At 60.5% G+C, this 15,300-nt stretch carries 14 protein-coding genes; 8 read left to right on the top strand and 6 right to left on the bottom strand.

Translation table 11 applies throughout. From position 1 onward, the window contains the following. Complete coding sequence (locus RGV33_RS31275; RefSeq protein ID WP_322148283.1) at nt 1-453, top strand: YaiI/YqxD family protein; 453 nt, start codon at nt 1-3, stop codon at nt 451-453. Here RGV33_RS31275 and elbB read toward each other — a convergent pair. Then, nucleotides 450-1,115 carry an isoprenoid biosynthesis glyoxalase ElbB gene (gene elbB / locus RGV33_RS31270; protein WP_322148281.1) on the bottom strand — a complete coding sequence of 222 codons (666 nt, stop codon included), beginning with the start codon at nt 1,113-1,115 and terminating at the stop codon, nt 450-452. The genes RGV33_RS31275 and elbB overlap by 4 nt on opposite strands. A gap of 115 nt (nt 1,116-1,230) precedes the next feature. Here elbB and RGV33_RS31265 point away from each other — a divergent pair, with 115 nt between their 5' ends. After that, a complete protein-coding gene (locus tag RGV33_RS31265) occupies nt 1,231-2,466 on the top strand; it encodes a sterol desaturase family protein (RefSeq protein ID WP_322148279.1) in 1,236 nt (411 codons plus the stop codon). Here the strand turns inward: RGV33_RS31265 and RGV33_RS31260 are convergent. Next, nucleotides 2,447-3,085, bottom strand: coding sequence for a DedA family protein (locus RGV33_RS31260; protein ID WP_322148278.1), 639 nt, complete (start codon nt 3,083-3,085; stop codon nt 2,447-2,449). The genes RGV33_RS31265 and RGV33_RS31260 overlap by 20 nt on opposite strands. Before the next feature lie 229 nt (nt 3,086-3,314). On the opposite strand from RGV33_RS31260, the gene hemB reads away from it, so the two are divergent. Together hemB and ppk1 are read left to right on the top strand one after the other, a co-directional pair. Beyond that, nucleotides 3,315-4,328 carry a porphobilinogen synthase gene (gene hemB, locus RGV33_RS31255; RefSeq protein WP_322148277.1) on the top strand — a complete coding sequence of 338 codons (1,014 nt, stop codon included), beginning with the start codon at nt 3,315-3,317 and terminating at the stop codon, nt 4,326-4,328. A gap of 18 nt (nt 4,329-4,346) precedes the next feature. After that, entirely contained in the window at nt 4,347-6,575 is a 2,229-nt protein-coding gene (gene ppk1 / locus RGV33_RS31250; RefSeq protein ID WP_322148276.1) for a polyphosphate kinase 1, read from the top strand. Nucleotides 6,576-6,722: 147 nt separating this feature from the next. Here ppk1 and ppx read toward each other — a convergent pair whose 3' ends face one another. Then, complete coding sequence (gene ppx, locus RGV33_RS31245) at nt 6,723-8,225, bottom strand: exopolyphosphatase (protein ID WP_322148275.1); 1,503 nt, start codon at nt 8,223-8,225, stop codon at nt 6,723-6,725. A 481-nt stretch (nt 8,226-8,706) separates the two neighbouring features. Between ppx and RGV33_RS31240 the strand changes: the two genes are divergently transcribed. The 4 genes from RGV33_RS31240 to RGV33_RS31225 all read left to right on the top strand — a co-directional run bounded on the left by RGV33_RS31240 (nt 8,707) and on the right by RGV33_RS31225 (nt 13,276). After that, the gene (locus RGV33_RS31240; RefSeq protein ID WP_322148274.1) at nt 8,707-9,354 is read left to right on the top strand and encodes a DUF1120 domain-containing protein; all 648 of its coding nucleotides are present in this window, start codon (nt 8,707-8,709) and stop codon (nt 9,352-9,354) included. 137 nt (nt 9,355-9,491) lie between these two features. Beyond that, entirely contained in the window at nt 9,492-10,190 is a 699-nt protein-coding gene (locus tag RGV33_RS31235) for a fimbria/pilus chaperone family protein (RefSeq protein ID WP_416152143.1), read from the top strand. Nucleotides 10,191-10,284: 94 nt separating this feature from the next. After that, nucleotides 10,285-12,723 (top strand): fimbria/pilus outer membrane usher protein, encoded by a 2,439-nt coding sequence (locus RGV33_RS31230; protein ID WP_322148772.1) that lies wholly within the window; start codon nt 10,285-10,287, stop codon nt 12,721-12,723. Beyond that, nucleotides 12,677-13,276: a hypothetical protein gene (locus RGV33_RS31225; protein WP_416152097.1), complete on the top strand. Its 600-nt coding sequence runs from the start codon at nt 12,677-12,679 to the stop codon at nt 13,274-13,276. Before RGV33_RS31230 ends, RGV33_RS31225 begins: the two co-directional genes overlap by 47 nt. Here the strand turns inward: RGV33_RS31225 and RGV33_RS31220 are convergent. The 3 genes from RGV33_RS31220 to RGV33_RS31210 are packed head-to-tail and all read right to left on the bottom strand — an operon-like array spanning nt 13,248 to nt 15,287. Further along, the gene (locus tag RGV33_RS31220; protein WP_322148270.1) at nt 13,248-13,985 is read right to left on the bottom strand and encodes an amino acid ABC transporter ATP-binding protein; all 738 of its coding nucleotides are present in this window, start codon (nt 13,983-13,985) and stop codon (nt 13,248-13,250) included. The genes RGV33_RS31225 and RGV33_RS31220 overlap by 29 nt on opposite strands. Then, nucleotides 13,972-14,622, bottom strand: coding sequence for an amino acid ABC transporter permease (locus tag RGV33_RS31215; protein ID WP_322148269.1), 651 nt, complete (start codon nt 14,620-14,622; stop codon nt 13,972-13,974). The genes RGV33_RS31220 and RGV33_RS31215 overlap by 14 nt, the downstream gene beginning before the upstream one ends. Next, nucleotides 14,619-15,287 (bottom strand): amino acid ABC transporter permease, encoded by a 669-nt coding sequence (locus tag RGV33_RS31210; protein WP_322148268.1) that lies wholly within the window; start codon nt 15,285-15,287, stop codon nt 14,619-14,621. Before RGV33_RS31210 ends, RGV33_RS31215 begins: the two co-directional genes overlap by 4 nt. Nucleotides 15,288-15,300 lie beyond the last annotated feature (13 nt).

Below are 15,300 nucleotides of genomic sequence, written 5' to 3'. Positions count from 1 at the left end.
ATGCGCGTGTGGATCGATGCAGACGCCTGCCCACGGGCAGCCAAGGATCAGGTGGTGAAGTTCGCCCTCAAGCGCCAGTTCGAGGTGGTGCTGGTGGCCGGGCAGAGCCAGATCAAGCCGAGCTTCGCGTGTGTGAAGCTGATCGTGGTACCCAGCGGCCCGGACGCGGCCGATGACTACCTGGTGGAACACGCGGTGCCCGGCGAATTGGTGATTTGCAGCGATGTGCCGCTGGCCGACCGGCTGGTGAAGAACGGCGTGGCGGCGCTGGACCCGCGAGGCAAGGAGTTCAGCCCGCAGAACATGAGCGAACGGCTGGCGGTGCGCAACCTGTTCACCGATCTGCGCGAGCAAGGCCAGATGGGCGGCGGCCCGCCGCCCCATGGGGACAAAGAGAAGCAGGCGTTTGCCAACTCACTGGATCGGATTCTGACCCGGCTGATGAAGGCCTAATCGTTCTCGTGGGTCAGTTCCAGTACCCGGTCCACCAGCTTGTTGATGCCTGATGCCACGTCGCTGATGCGCTTGCCCAGCATGTAGGCCGGGGTACTCACCAGTTTGCGCGCCTTGTCTTCGACGATGTCGTCGACCGCGCATTCCTGGTGGGTGGCGCCCATCTTGTCCATGGCGGCTGCGGTGTCGGCGTCGTTGCCGATGGTGCAGGTTACGCCCGGGCCATAGATCTTCGCCGCCAGGGCCGGCGAGATGCAGATCAGCCCGACCGGCTTGCCGGCTTCGGCAAACGCTTCGGCCAGTTCGAGCACCTGTGGGTTGACGCTGCACCCGGCGCCTTCGACGGCAAAGTTCGACAGGTTCTTCGCCGCGCCAAACCCCCCGGGCACGATCAGCGCATCGAAATCCTCGGCGTTGGCGTCGCGAATGTCCTTCACCGCACCACGGGCAATGCGCGCCGACTCCACCAGCACGTTACGCGACTCGGGCATTTCTTCGCCCGTCAGGTGGTTGATCACATGCAGTTGGGCGATATTCGGTGCAAAGCACTGCACCTCGGCGCCGCGCTGGTCCAGGCGCAGCAGGGTAATCACGCTCTCATGAACTTCTGCACCGTCGTACACGCCACAGCCGGAAAGTATCACTGCAATCTTTTTGCTCATGGGCATTTCTCCTGATTCATGGCGTTAAATGTCTACTCATTTGTCACTCATTGCCAATGGGATATCCAGCCTCTCCACCTACTCTAGATGTAACAATAATTGACCGGACTTGCCCATGGACTTCGTCCCTTACGCGGTACCGTTTTTCATTGCCTTGATCGTGGTCGAGCTGCTGGCCGACTACCGGCGCGGCCAACGCAACTACCGGGTGGCCGACGCCATCAACAGCCTCAGCACCGGCGTGCTGTCCACCACCACGGGGCTTTTGACCAAAGGTGTGGGTATCCTCACCTACGCCTTCGCCCTCAAGCACTTGGCGATCATCGAACTCTCGGCCCAAAGCGTCTGGACCTGGGTGTTCGCCTTTGTGTTCTACGACTTCTGCTACTACTGGCTGCATCGCTGTGGCCATGAGCGCAATATCCTCTGGGCCGCGCACTCGGTGCATCATCAGAGTGAGGACTACAACCTCAGCACCGCACTGCGTCAGACCAGCACGGGCTTTCTGCTGAGTTGGATCTTCTACCTGCCGCTGGCCGTACTGGGTGTGCCGCTGGTGGTGTTTATCAGCGTGGCATCCCTTAACCTGCTGTATCAATTCTGGGTGCATACGCGTCATGTGCCGAAGCTCGGCTGGTATGAGTGGTTCTTCGTCACGCCGTCCAATCACCGGGCCCACCATGCACAGAACGCTCTCTACATGGATCGCAACTACGGCGGCGTGTTCATTATTTGGGACCGCCTGTTTGGTACCTTCCAGGAAGAAGACGATAACGAGCCGGTGATCTTTGGCGTGACCACGCCGTTGGCCAGCTGGAACCCGCTGTGGGCCAACCTGCAGTTTTATGCACAGCTGTGGAGTGACGCGCGGCGCACCGAGAGCGGGTGGGACAAGCTGCGTATCTGGTTCATGCGCACCGGCTGGCGCCCGGCGGACGTGGCGGCGAAGTACCCGATGGCCAAGCCCGACTTGAGCCAGTTCCGCAAATTCGAAGTACCGCTGGATGGGCGCCAACAGATTTACGTCGCGCTGCAGTTTGCCGCGTATGTAGGGTTTGGCAGCTACCTGATGAATTTCGGCGAGGGCCTGCCAACCGCCGCCCTGGTAGTGGGCTGGAGTGCGATGGCATTGGGGTTGTTCACCCTTGGGGTAGCGCTGGAGAATCGCCCGTGGGCGTTGAAGGCTGAACTGGTGCGCCTGGCGCTGAATGTGCCACTGGTGTGGCTGGCGCCGCTGCTAGGGCTGTGGCCGGCCAGCTCGTTGGGCTGGCTGGGCCTGGTCAGTTACAGCTTGTTCAGCGGCATCGGCCTCTACTGTTGCAGAGGCCGGCTTACTCGGCTGGCGTCGTAGGTTTTTCGGCTTTTTCAGGTTCGCCTGCCGCCAGGCGAACCTTTTCAGCGGCGCAGGCTTCGCGGGTCAGGCGGGCGTTCTTGATGCGCCGGCGGATCCACAGGCCCAGGCCCAGCACCAGCAGTGCGCCCAGCACCCACAGCTCATACTTCTTGACGCTGCCCAGCATGCCTTCCAATACCGCGCCGAAATGGTAAGCCGCAGCCCCCAGCGCAGCGGCCCACACAGCCGCGCCAATCCCGTTGAGCAACAGGTAGCGCCCCGGTGGGTAGCCCGACAGGCCAATGGCTACCGGCATCACCGTGCGCAAACCGTAGACGAAACGGAAGCTCAACACCCAGATGTCCGGATGCTTGCGGATATGTTCCAGGGCCTTATCGCCCAGCAGTTGCCAACGCGGCTTGCGCGCCAACAGTTTGCGGCCGTGCTTGCGCCCCAGGAAGTACCACAACTGGTCGCCGGCGTAGCTGCCGAAAAAGGCAACGACCACCACCAGGTTGATATCCATGTATCCACGGAACGCCAGGAAGCCTGCGAGAACCAGAATGGTTTCGCCTTCGAAGAAGGTGCCTAGGAACAGCGCAAAGTAGCCGAAGTCATGCAGAAATTGTTGAAGCATGGTCTGGGTGCTGGCGAAATGAACGCGCAGCCTACGCCTTCGCGAACATTCATGAAAGTATCGAGATGTGTCACGAAGTGAACAATTCCTACATAAACGACGAATGCGACTACAAGTCGCACGGCGGTTGCCTTACCGCGTATGAGCTAACCACAACTGTAATTCCTTCGTCATAATGGCCGCTTATAACTGTCACGCTCGCCCGTCAAGCCGGGCTCAGGAGTCTGCCGTGAGCTTTACCCCCGCCAACCGCCTGTTTCCCGCCACCCGTCTGCGTCGCAACCGTCGTGATGATTTTTCCCGTCGCCTGGTACGTGAAAACGTCCTGACGGTGAATGATCTGATCCTGCCGGTGTTTGTGCTGGACGGTGAAAATCATCGGGAAGCCGTGGCGTCGATGCCGGGCGTGGAGCGCTTGACCATTGATTTGCTGCTGGTGGAGGCCGCGAAGTGGGTCGAACTGGGAATTCCGGCGCTGGCGCTGTTCCCGGTCACGCCCACCGGGCTCAAGTCCCTGGACGCCGCCGAAGCCTGGAACCCCGAGGGTATCGCCCAGCGCGCCACTCGCGCCTTGCGCGAGCGTTTTCCCCAGTTGGGGGTGATCACCGACGTGGCCCTGGACCCGTTCACCACCCACGGTCAGGATGGCATTCTCGACGAAGAAGGCTATGTTCAGAACGACATCACTGTTGATGCCCTGGTGAAACAGGCCTTGTCCCACGCCGCCGCGGGTGCCCAAGTGGTGGCACCGTCAGACATGATGGACGGGCGCATCCAGGCGATTCGCGAAGCCCTGGAGCTGGCCGGCCACGTCAACGTACGCATCATGGCCTACTCGGCCAAGTACGCCAGCGCCTATTACGGCCCGTTCCGCGATGCAGTGGGCTCGGCGTTGAACCTGGGCAAGGCCAACAAGGCCTCGTACCAGATGGACCCGGCCAACAGCCACGAAGCCCTGCACGAAGTGGCCGCGGACCTGGCCGAAGGCGCCGACATGGTTATGGTCAAGCCCGGGATGCCGTACCTCGACATCCTTTATCGGGTCAAAGAGGAATTCAAGGTGCCGACCTTTGTCTATCAGGTCAGCGGTGAATACGCCATGCACATGGCCGCGATCCAGAATGGTTGGTTGAGTGAAGGGGTGATCCTTGAATCCCTGACTGCCTTTAAACGCGCGGGTGCCGATGGCATCCTGACTTACTTCGCCGCCCGCGCCGCCCAATTGCTTAGAGAGCAACACTAGCCCTCACAGGAACACTCGATGAATACCGAAGGACTCACAGAAGTTGCCGTAAAAGACGCTCACCCGGTGGTCGAACAAGCCACCGAGACCCCGCCGGAGCTGGAGCCGGCACCGCCTGCCGTGGTGGCCGAAGCGCCAGCCGCCGCGCCGGCGCCGGTGGTCGCGATTACCAACCTGGATGACAGCAGCCTGTACATCCATCGCGAGCTGTCACAACTGCAATTCAACATCCGCGTGCTGGAACAGGCGCTGGATGAGTCCTACCCACTGCTGGAGCGGCTGAAGTTTCTGCTGATCTTCTCCAGCAACCTGGACGAGTTCTTCGAAATTCGTGTTGCCGGCCTTAAAAAGCAGATTACCTTCGCCCGTGAACAAGCCGGTGCCGACGGCCTGCAGCCGCATCAGGCGCTGGCACGTATCAGTGAGCTGGTACACGGCCATGTGGACCGCCAATACGCGATCCTCAATGACATCCTGCTGCCGGAACTGGAAAAACATCACGTGCGCTTCATCCGGCGCCGTCATTGGACCACCAAGATCAAGACCTGGGTGCGTCGCTACTTTCGCGACGAGATTTCGCCGATCATCACGCCCATCGGCCTGGACCCGACGCACCCGTTCCCGTTGCTGGTGAACAAGAGCCTTAACTTTATCGTCGAGCTGGAAGGTATCGACGCCTTCGGTCGCGACTCGGGCCTGGCGATCATCCCGGCGCCGCGCTTGCTGCCACGGATCATCAAGGTACCGGAAGAGGTGGGGGGTGCTGGCGATAACTATGTATTCCTTTCGTCGATGATCCACGCTCACGCCGATGACCTGTTCCAGGGCATGAAGGTCAAGGGCTGCTACCAGTTCCGCTTGACGCGCAACGCCGACCTGGCGCTGGACTCCGAAGACGTCGAAGACTTGGCCCGTGCCCTGCGCGGCGAGCTGTTCTCCCGGCGCTATGGTGATGCGGTGCGCCTGGAAGTGGCGGACACCTGCCCGAAACACCTGTCGGACTACCTGCTCAAGCAGTTCAACCTGAGCGAGACCGAGCTGTACCAGGTCAATGGCCCGGTGAACCTGACGCGCCTGTTCAGCATTACTGGCCTGGACAGCCACCCAGAGCTGCAATACACGCCGTTTACCCCGCAGATCCCGAAACTGCTGCAAAACAGCGAAAATATTTTCAGCGTGGTGAGCAAGCAGGACATTTTGCTGCTGCACCCGTTCGAGTCTTTCACGCCGGTGGTCGACCTGCTGCGCCAGGCTGCCAAAGACCCGCATGTGCTGGCCGTACGCCAAACCCTGTACCGCTCCGGCGCCAACTCGGAAATCGTCGATGCGCTGGTAGACGCCGCGCGTAACGGCAAGGAAGTGACGGCGGTGATCGAACTGCGCGCACGGTTCGACGAAGAGTCCAACCTGCAACTGGCCAGCCGCCTGCAAGCGGCCGGTGCGGTGGTGATCTACGGCGTGGTCGGCTTCAAGACCCACGCCAAGATGATGCTGATCCTGCGCCGCGAAGCCGGCGAGATCGTGCGTTACGCCCACTTGGGCACCGGCAACTACCACGCCGGCAACGCCAAGCTCTACACCGACTACAGCCTGCTGACCTCCGACGACGCCTTGTGTGAAGACGTCGGCAAGCTGTTCAGCCAGTTGATCGGCATGGGCAAGACGCTGCGCATGAAGAAGCTGCTGCACGCGCCGTTCACCCTGAAGAAGGGCATGCTCGACATGATTGCCCGCGAGACCCAGTTCGCCCTCGAAGGCAAGCCGGCGCACATTATCGCCAAGTTCAACTCGCTGACCGACCCGAAGATCATCCGCGCGTTGTACAAGGCCAGCCAGTCGGGTGTACGTATCGATCTGGTGGTGCGTGGCATGTGCTGCCTGCGGCCGGGCATCGCCGGGGTTTCCCATAACATCCACGTGCGTTCGATCATCGGGCGCTTCCTGGAGCACACGCGGGTGTTCTACTTCCTCAATGGCGGCGAGGAGCAGATGTTCCTGTCCAGTGCCGACTGGATGGAGCGCAACCTCGACAAGCGTGTAGAGACCTGCTTCCCGGTGGAAGGCAAGAAGCTGATCATGCGGGTCAAGAAGGAGCTGGAGAGTTACCTCACCGACAACACCCACAGCTGGAGCCTGCAGTCGGACGGGCGCTACGTGCGCAACACGCCGACCGGCAACCAGAACCCGCGCAGCGCCCAGGCGACGTTGCTCGAAAAGCTGGGCAGTCCGATTCTGACGGTGAATTAAGCAAGGTATACGCGGGCCCATGTGGGAGCTGGCTTGCCTGCGATGCAGACGCCTCGGTGTACCAGTTGCACCGAGGGGATGCTATCGCAGGCAAGCCAGCTCCCACACAAGCCCACACATTTGTTTTGTGGCGTTATATAGACCGTTTTAGCGCACGTTCAACGTCAACCCAACCCGCGTCAGCCACTCGGCTTCCTGGGCGAAATCCGCCTGGGTCAGCTGGTTTTCATCCAGCCAGTTCTTCGGGAATACCACGTCCAGGCTGTCGGCATTGGCACGCAGCACCACTTGCGGCATTTCCCGGGTACCACGGATATGGTGGAACAGGATCGCAAAGCGCAGCAGTGCACACAGGCGAATCAACTTGATTCCCTCGGCGCCGAACTCGGCAAACTTGTCCCGGGGGATATTGCGACGGTGGCCGCGCACCAGCAGTGCGAGCATCTGCTGGTCTTCACGGGAGAAACCCGCCAGGTCCGAGTGCTCGATCAGGTAGGCGCCGTGCTTGTGGTAATGGTAGTGGGCGATGTCCAGCCCTACTTCATGGACCTTGGCCGCCCAGCCCAGCAGTTCACGCCATACGCCGTCTTCCAGGTCCCAATCGGCTGCGACCTGGTCGAAGGCGTGCAGCGCCTTGCGTTCAACCCGCGCGGCTTGTTCCAGGTCGACGTGGTAGCGCTCCATCAATGAACTGAGGGTGCGTTCGCGCACATCTTCGTGATGATGGCGGCCCAGCAGGTCGTACAGCACGCCTTCACGCAGGGCGCCGTCGCAGTGGTCCATGCGTTGCAGCTCGAGGGCGTCGAAAATCGCTTCGAGGATCGCCAGGCCCGCCGGGAAAATCGTGCGGCGGTCAGGCTTGATGCCGTCGAAATCGATTTTTTCGGCATCCCCCAGCTTGAACAGCTTGCGCTTGAGCCACGCCAGGCCCTCGGCGTTGACCTCGCCAGTGCCGTGGCCACCAGCCTTGAGCGCCAGGCCGATGGCACGGATGGTGCCGGACGAACCGATGGCCTCATCCCAAGTCAGGCGGTGCAGGGCGTGCTCGATGCTCATGATCTCCAGCCGCGCCGCCGTGTAAGCCTGGGCGTAGCGGGCCGGGGTGATCTTGCCGTCCTTGAAATAGCGTTGGGTGTAGCTGACGCAGCCCATCTGAAGGCTTTCGCGCAGCAACGGTTCGAAGCGCTGGCCAATGATGAACTCGGTGCTGCCACCGCCAATGTCGGCCACCAGGCGCTTGCCCGGTGTGTCGGCCAGGGTGTGGGACACGCCGAGGTAGATCAGGCGCGCTTCCTCACGACCGGAGATGACCTCTACCGGGTGCCCGAGGATCTCCTCGGCGCGGCGGATGAATTCGCCTCGGTTGCGGGCTTCACGCAGGGCGTTGGTGCCGACGATTCGTACGGCGCCCAGGGGCATGCCGTTGATCAGTTGGGCAAAGCGCTTCAGGCAGTCGAGCCCGCGCTGCATGGATTCTTCATTGAGCTGGCGCTCATCGTCGATCCCGGCAGCCAGTTGCACTTTTTCGCCGAGCCGCTCAAGGATGCGGATTTCGCCGTTCTGGGCCTTGGCCACGACCATGTGAAAGCTGTTGGAGCCCAGGTCGATGGCGGCGATCAGGGACAGATTCTTGGCTTGGGATTGCGGCATGGTAAGGGGTCTCGGTCGATAACCTCGCCATCGTGCCACGATCAACCGCTGACGCCAACGCGTAGTGCTTCGGGAATTCTCCTATAGCTGTCTTGGAGCAGGATTTGTAGGAAATGTAGGGCGATTCCTTTTGTGTCTGACGTTAGGTCTTCGAAGCAGATAGGAAATAATTAGTTTTCTAAAATTGGCTATGTTTACTGAATTTGCCTACGTTGGCGTATTACTTGTCTGGCCGATATGTTGTTCTGGACTACCCGCAGGTTGGTTTGGAATGACAATTACTTTTTACTGTTCTGACGATAGTTAAGGTTTGGTCTTATTCTTTCTTTGGGTATTAAAGAGCGAGACTGTCACTCGGCAATCAGGCCGTGGTGTTATTTATTTATGGCTTTGTTGTGTCAGGGAAGAAGACACGTAGGGCAATGGAAGTGCCCGGGTTATATATGAGCAATACCTGATAACTTTTAGTGACAGGTTGAGCATGAAAAAAATATTGGTTTTGACGATGGGTGTTGTGTGTCTGGCTGCAAGTATCGCTGCTCAAGCAACTACTACGGCGCAGTTGTCTGTCCGGGGCACGATCACACCTGCCGCCTGCAATCTGAGCCTGGGCGGTAGTGGCACTATTACCTATGATCCGATTGCTTCCGGTTCGCTGTCCCAGACCGCTTTCAATCCCCGTGAAGAGAAGACCACTACCCTGGTCGTAAACTGCGGCAACTCACCTGCAAAATTCGGCCTGTCCCTAAAGGACCTGCAGGGGCACACCAAGGTCGCGGGCATATTGGGCACGGGCTTCACCGAAGCACAAAATTACGGCCTGGGCGGCGTAGGTAACCGCCACACTGGTGGGTATTCGGTCACCCTTCGGGACTTGAGGGCAGCCGGCACGGTACTGAGCCCGATCGTACGAGTCGGCGCAGGCGCCTGGCAGAACAGTGATGGCCGAGTGGCTCAGTCCCCTAGCCAGTACTCGTGGCGTACTGGCGTCACCGTCGCCCCCGCCTCTATCGCCCAGCTGACGGGTGTTATTGCAGTGAGGGCGGTTATCAACCGTGGCCAGGCTCTGGACCTTACCCGTGACATTACGCTGGATGGGCGCGCCACGCTGGAATTGAGTTACATCTAAACAACTAACAGGCAGCCGATATTGATACAGAAGCATTCAAGGCCTCTGTTTCTTTTCGGCTGCCCTCGTGTGGGTGTTTGTTTGATAACGGTTGGCTTTTATGTCCTGGAGAAAAAGCGGTGAGTGGTCGTTCAAGAATAACTAAGGCGCTACTGTGGTCTGTCGGTTTGTTTTTATATGTGACCACCCCGGTAATGGCAGATGGCATGCAGCCTGAAACAACGGTTGTTGTGCTCTACGAGGAAGATGGCGAGGCAACCATCAACGTCAAGAATACGGACATGGGCCCGGCACTTCTTCATTCGGTTATAGAAAACGTGCCTGAGGACCTCGAGTCGTTATTAATCGTCACTCCGCCGATTACCCGCGTGGAGGCTGGTGATACCCAGCTCGTGCGTTTCATCAGCACCTTGAAGGCACCCCTCAAGACCCAGCGGTTAAAACGGGTTTCCTTCGAAGGCATTCCCCAGGCGCGTGCCCCGGGGGGTGCGACCATTGGTATCAGTATCCGGCAGAACCTGCCGTTGATCCTGCATCCCCAGGGTTTGCCGAGGCACCACACGCCTTGGGAGTTGCTGAAATGGAAGCGCGACGGTGAACAACTGAGCGTTCACAACAACAGCGCTTACGTCGTGCGCCTGGCGCTGGATGTGCAACTGCTGCCGCACAAACGCGTAGCCACGCTGCCGCGCACCTACATCCTGCCGGGCGAAGTGCTGGTGGCCAAGGTCGACGGCTCCCTTGAAGGTGCGGTGTCGGTCGAGATTCAACCCGCCACGGTCTATGGGTTTTCGGTAGAGCACTACTTGGCACCAGTCATTGCTGATGCACGTTGAACGGCCCATGAAAAAGAAGAACACGGGCCGTGGGCCAAAGGGTGTGTCGGGTTTCAGGGCCGGGGCGTTCATGCCGTGCTGCTCAAAGGTGTTCATGGGGCTTGCGACGTTATGCGGGTTGCCTGCCAGCGTGTCGGCCATGAGCCTGGGTGAAGGCTTTGACCTTGCGGCGCTGACAACTCACGGGATTGACCCGAAGGTCTCCGAATACTTTCGCACGGCGGCGCGCTTTCGCGAGGGTGTGCATGTGGTGGGGTTGCGGGTAAATGGCAGCCCGTTGGGGCTGGTGGATGCGCGTTTCGACTACCAGGGGCAACTGTGTTTTACCCCCGGGTTACTGGAGAAAGCCGGGCTGCTGAAGCCGTCCGCAATCCTTCGTGCCGGCATTACACCGGACCAGGCCTGCCATGATTTTATCGGTGAGTACCCGGCCACCATGGTGAGGCTGCGGCCTGGCAGTGATGAGGTCACACTGGTGGTGCCTACCCAGTCATTGCGGGAGCCTGAATGGGAGGCCGGGCATTTTTCCCAGGGCGGGGCGGCAGCCTTGTTCAACTATGACGTGCTGGGGTTCGATACCCGCTCGCGCGATGCGCCCAGCCGTTTTGTGTCGGCCTACACCGAGGCCGGGTTCAATTTGGGTAACTGGATTGTTCGGAGCCGCCAGTTCCATATCTCCGACAATGGCAAGTCGCGTACCGAGCACGTCCATGCTTACGCCCAGCGTGATATCGCCGGGTTGCGGGCAACGTTTCAGGTCGGTCAGATTTCCAGCAACAACCCGGTATTCGGCGGTATCCAGCTGTCGGGCCTCCAGTTTTCTCCCGACGGTCAGTCGCGAACGCCTGCGGGTAGCAACGACGTGGTGGTCGAAGGCCTCGCCCAGGGTCAGTCCCGTGTCGAGGTGCGCCAGGCGGGTGCATTGATTCATAGCACGCTGGTGCCGGATGGCCCTTTCAGGTTGATCGGGCTGCCTTTGCTCAACGGCACCAATGACCTGGATGTGAGCGTGATTGATATCCGAGGGGCAGCCCGCCGCTTTGTGGTGCCGGCGGCCTCCTTTCGCGGAGTGGCTCCGGTAGCGTCCGGCTATTACTTTTCCCTTGGCAAAGTGCGCGAGTCCTCAAGCGATCGTATCGAGCAGCCAGTGGTAGCCATGGGTAGCGGGTCGTGGGGCTTGGGGCGTGGGTCGTCGGTGGGTTTCGGGTTATTGAGCACGGACGACTATCAGGCAGCCGGTGGCGCGCTGGGCAGCATTTTTTTCCAGCGGGTCTCGGTGGGCGTACGCCACACCCATTCCCGTGATGCGCTGGCCGGTCTTTCCGGCGGGCGCAGCACGCTGTCCCTGAGCAGCCCGCTGGCTGCCGACATCGACATGAACCTGAGCGCCACGAGCCAGAGCCGTGGGTACCGTGACGTGCTTGAGGCCAGTCAGTCCTCGAAGCTTGATGATTTCGGCGCACGCTTCAAAAACCAGTACACGGCGGGCTTCAGTTGGGTCGAGCCGTCGCTTGGAGGCTTTTCGATCAGTTATACCCTCAGTTCACAATTTGACGGACGTGCCAGCGAGCACCTGTTTGCCTCGTGGAACAAGTCGTTCAGCGGCGCCGATGTGGCGTTGATCGCCGATTCTCGGGTCGGTGGCTCGCGGCCGCGTAGTCAAGACAATCGCGTGGGAAGGGGGCGCAATGAGCGAGAGGACCAGGGTGTGTCCATTCGGCTGCAGGTCAGCGTCCCACTGGGCGGGGACCGCCGCCTGACATCCTATGCCAGCCGCCGGGGTGACAGGCTGGATGCCGGTACGGCGTTCAGTGAACGGGCCAACGAGTATGTGGACTATGAGGTAGGCGTCGAGCGCGACCTGGCAGAGCGCCAGCAAACGGTGCGCGGCCAGGTGAACGTGATGCCGCGCTATACCCGTGTCGGCCTGGGTGTAAGCCGTGCCCCGTCGGGCACCAGTTACACCGGGCAACTTCAAGGCGGTATCGTCGCCCACGCGCGTGGGCTGACGTTCTCGCCTTATGCGGTGCAAGACACCTTCGGCATCCTTTCGGTGGGCGACGTAGGCGCTGCCAGGGTCTCGACCCCTCAAGGCCCGGTATGGACCGATTACCGCGGCCATGCGGTGATTGCCAACCTGCCGGCCTATACCGACAGCCGCATTGAAGTGCAGACCCAGTCTTTGCCCAAGCGCGTTGACCTGAAAAACGGCACCAAAATGCTCACTGCAGGGCGCGGCTCATTCAATACCGTGGAGTTCGAAGTGGTGAAGGTGCGTCGCGTGTTGCTCGTGGTGCAAGACGAACAGGGCCGCTCCCTGCCTCAAGGCGCTTCAGTGTTCGATAAGGACAACACGTTCATCGCCAGCGTAGTGGGCGAGGGAATGATCTTCCTGAACGACCTGAGCCAGCAGCAAACCCTTAAGGTTTCACTCCCGGACGCCAAGTCCTGCCTGCTGCACCTGAACCCGCAACAAGAGAGCAACGATGACAAACTTTACGAAACCGCCGCGGCGGTGTGCCGTGCCCAGTGAGCCAGGTGGCTTGCGCCTTGGGCTATTGCTGTACCTGCTGCTGGTGGTGGTGACAATGGCAAGTGAAGCGCGTGCCGATACCTGTCGGCTCTCCGTGAGCCAGTCTCGGGTGGACTATGGCGTTATCCGCCAGAGTGAACGAAGCGATGGGGCGCTGGATTTGGGAACGCGCACGCTGCATCTGAGCATCGTCTGTGCGGACCCATCGGTCATGGCGCTACGATTCAACGGTGCGCCGGCAAAAGGCCAGGGCTTCCGCTTCGGGCGGCAGGGGCAGTTCACCCTGAACCTCAAGCACGCCCAGGTTGATGGCCAGGTTGTAGAGTGGGCAGTCGCGCTTTTGCCCGGCGAACCCGTCACCGCACGCCTGTCGCCTGGCCACACGCTGGTTGCGCGAGTGGCGGGCGTGCCGGTGGCGGGCCGGCGGTTGGTGGCTCAGGTTGAGGTTGATGCCCGCCTGCCTTCCGCGGCTCTTGGGGTGCGCAGCGAAACGCTGCTGGAGGGCCTGGGAAACTTTGAGCTGGTCAGCCTGGCTGTTCCACCGAGCCGATGAAGTTGGCCAGCTCGGCAGTCTGAGGGTTGGCAAACAGGGTTTTCGGGTCGCCGACCTCGTGCACTTTGCCTTGGTGCATGAACACCAGCTTGTCACCCACTTCCCGGGCAAAACGCATCTCATGGGTGACCATGATCAACGTCATGCCATCCTTGGCCAGTTGGCGCACCACGCTGAGCACTTCGTTTACCAATTCAGGGTCCAGGGCCGAGGTGATTTCATCGCACAGCAACACTTTGGGCGACATGGCCAGCGCCCGGGCGATGGCAACGCGCTGCTGTTGGCCGCCGGACAAGCGATCGGGGAAGGCGTCGAATTTTTCTCCTAGCCCAACCCGCTCGAGCATTTGTCGCGCCAGTTGCGCAGCCTTGGCTTTGGGCACTTTTTGCACCACCTGCGGGGCGAGCATGACGTTTTCGCCCACGGTCAGGTGCGGGAACAGGTTGAACTGCTGGAACACCATGCCGACTTTCTGGCGCAAGGTGCGCAGGTCGGCGCGGGCGGCGTCGAGGTATTCGCCGTCAACTTCAATTACCCCGTCGTTGATCGACTCCAGGCCGTTAAGGGTACGCAGCAAGGTGGATTTACCCGAGCCACTGCGGCCGATGATCGCCACCACCTGGCCTTCTTCGACCGTCAGGTCGATGCCCTTGAGTACATGGTGATCGCCGTAATACTTATGCAGGGCGGAAATTCTAAGCAGAGGCATGCAGTCTCCTTTCCAGGTAGCGCGCACTGAGGGACAAGGGGTAGCAGAGCAGGAAGTAACCGAGCGCCACCAGGCCATAGACCATGAAGGGTTCGAAGGTCGCGTTGGCGAGCATGCCGCCGGTCTTGGTCAGCTCGGTGAAGCCGATAATCGAGGTGACGGCGGTGCCCTTGACCACTTGCACCGAGAAACCCACGGTTGGCGCCACGGCAATGCGCAGCGCCTGGGGCAGGATCACGTAGCGCAATTGCTCCAGCGGGTTGAGGGCCAGGCTTGCGGACGCCTCCCATTGCCCGTGGGCGATGGAGTCGACGCAACCGCGCCAGATTTCAGCCAGATAGGCGCTGGTAAACAGGGTCAAGGCAATCGCTGCCGCAAGCCAGGGCGAAATGTCGACGCCGAGCAAGGCCACGCCGAAGAACACCAGGAACAGCTGCATCAACAGCGGCGTGCCCTGGAACAGTTCGATGTAAGTACGGGCGACGTTGCGCGCGAAGGCCTTTTTGCTGATACGCATGGTCATCACCAGCAAGCCGATCACGCTGCCGCCGATAAATGCCACCAGCGACAACAACAGCGTCCACTGCAAGCCGGTGAGCAGGTTGCGCACGATGTCCCAGAAGGAAAAATCACTCATCGAGCGTTCCTCATCACATAGCGCCGGCCGATCCAGTTCAGCAATTGGCGGATCATCAGTGCCATACACAGGTAGACCAGAGTCGTCAGTGCATAGGTTTCAAAGGCGCGGAAGTTACGCGACTGGATAAAGTTGGCGGCAAAGCTCAACTCCTCGGTGGCGATCTGCGAGCACACCGCCGAGCCGAGCATCACGATGATGATCTGGCTGCTCAAGGCCGGCCAGACCTTGCCCAGCGCCGGTAACAACACCACGTGGCGGAACGCCTCGAAGCGCGTCATTGCCAGCGCGGCCGCAGCTTCCAATTGCCCGCGAGGGATCGCCTGGATCCCGGCACGGATGATCTCGGTGGAGTACGCCCCCAGGTTGATCACCATCGCCAGCACTGCCGCCTGCCATTCGGTGATTTTCAGGCCCAGGGACGGCAGGCCGAAGAAGATGAAAAACAACTGCACCAAAAACGGCGTGTTGCGGATCAACTCGACGTACACCCCGAAGACCCAACTGAACGGCTGGATCTTCCACGCCCGCACCACCGCGCCGACGGTTCCCAGCGCCACACCCAGCACAGCACCGATGGCGGTCAGTTCAAGGGTGAACAACGCGCCGCGCAGCAACAGGTCGGTATTGGCCAGCACCGGCGCAAAGTCGAATTGATAGGCCATATCTAACCCTCGT

It is taken from the genome of Pseudomonas sp. Bout1, from assembly GCF_034314165.1.
GTDB lineage: Bacteria > Pseudomonadota > Gammaproteobacteria > Pseudomonadales > Pseudomonadaceae > Aquipseudomonas.
Note: the sequence above shows the minus strand (reverse complement) of the source record. Positions and strands in the feature narration are given on the sequence as shown.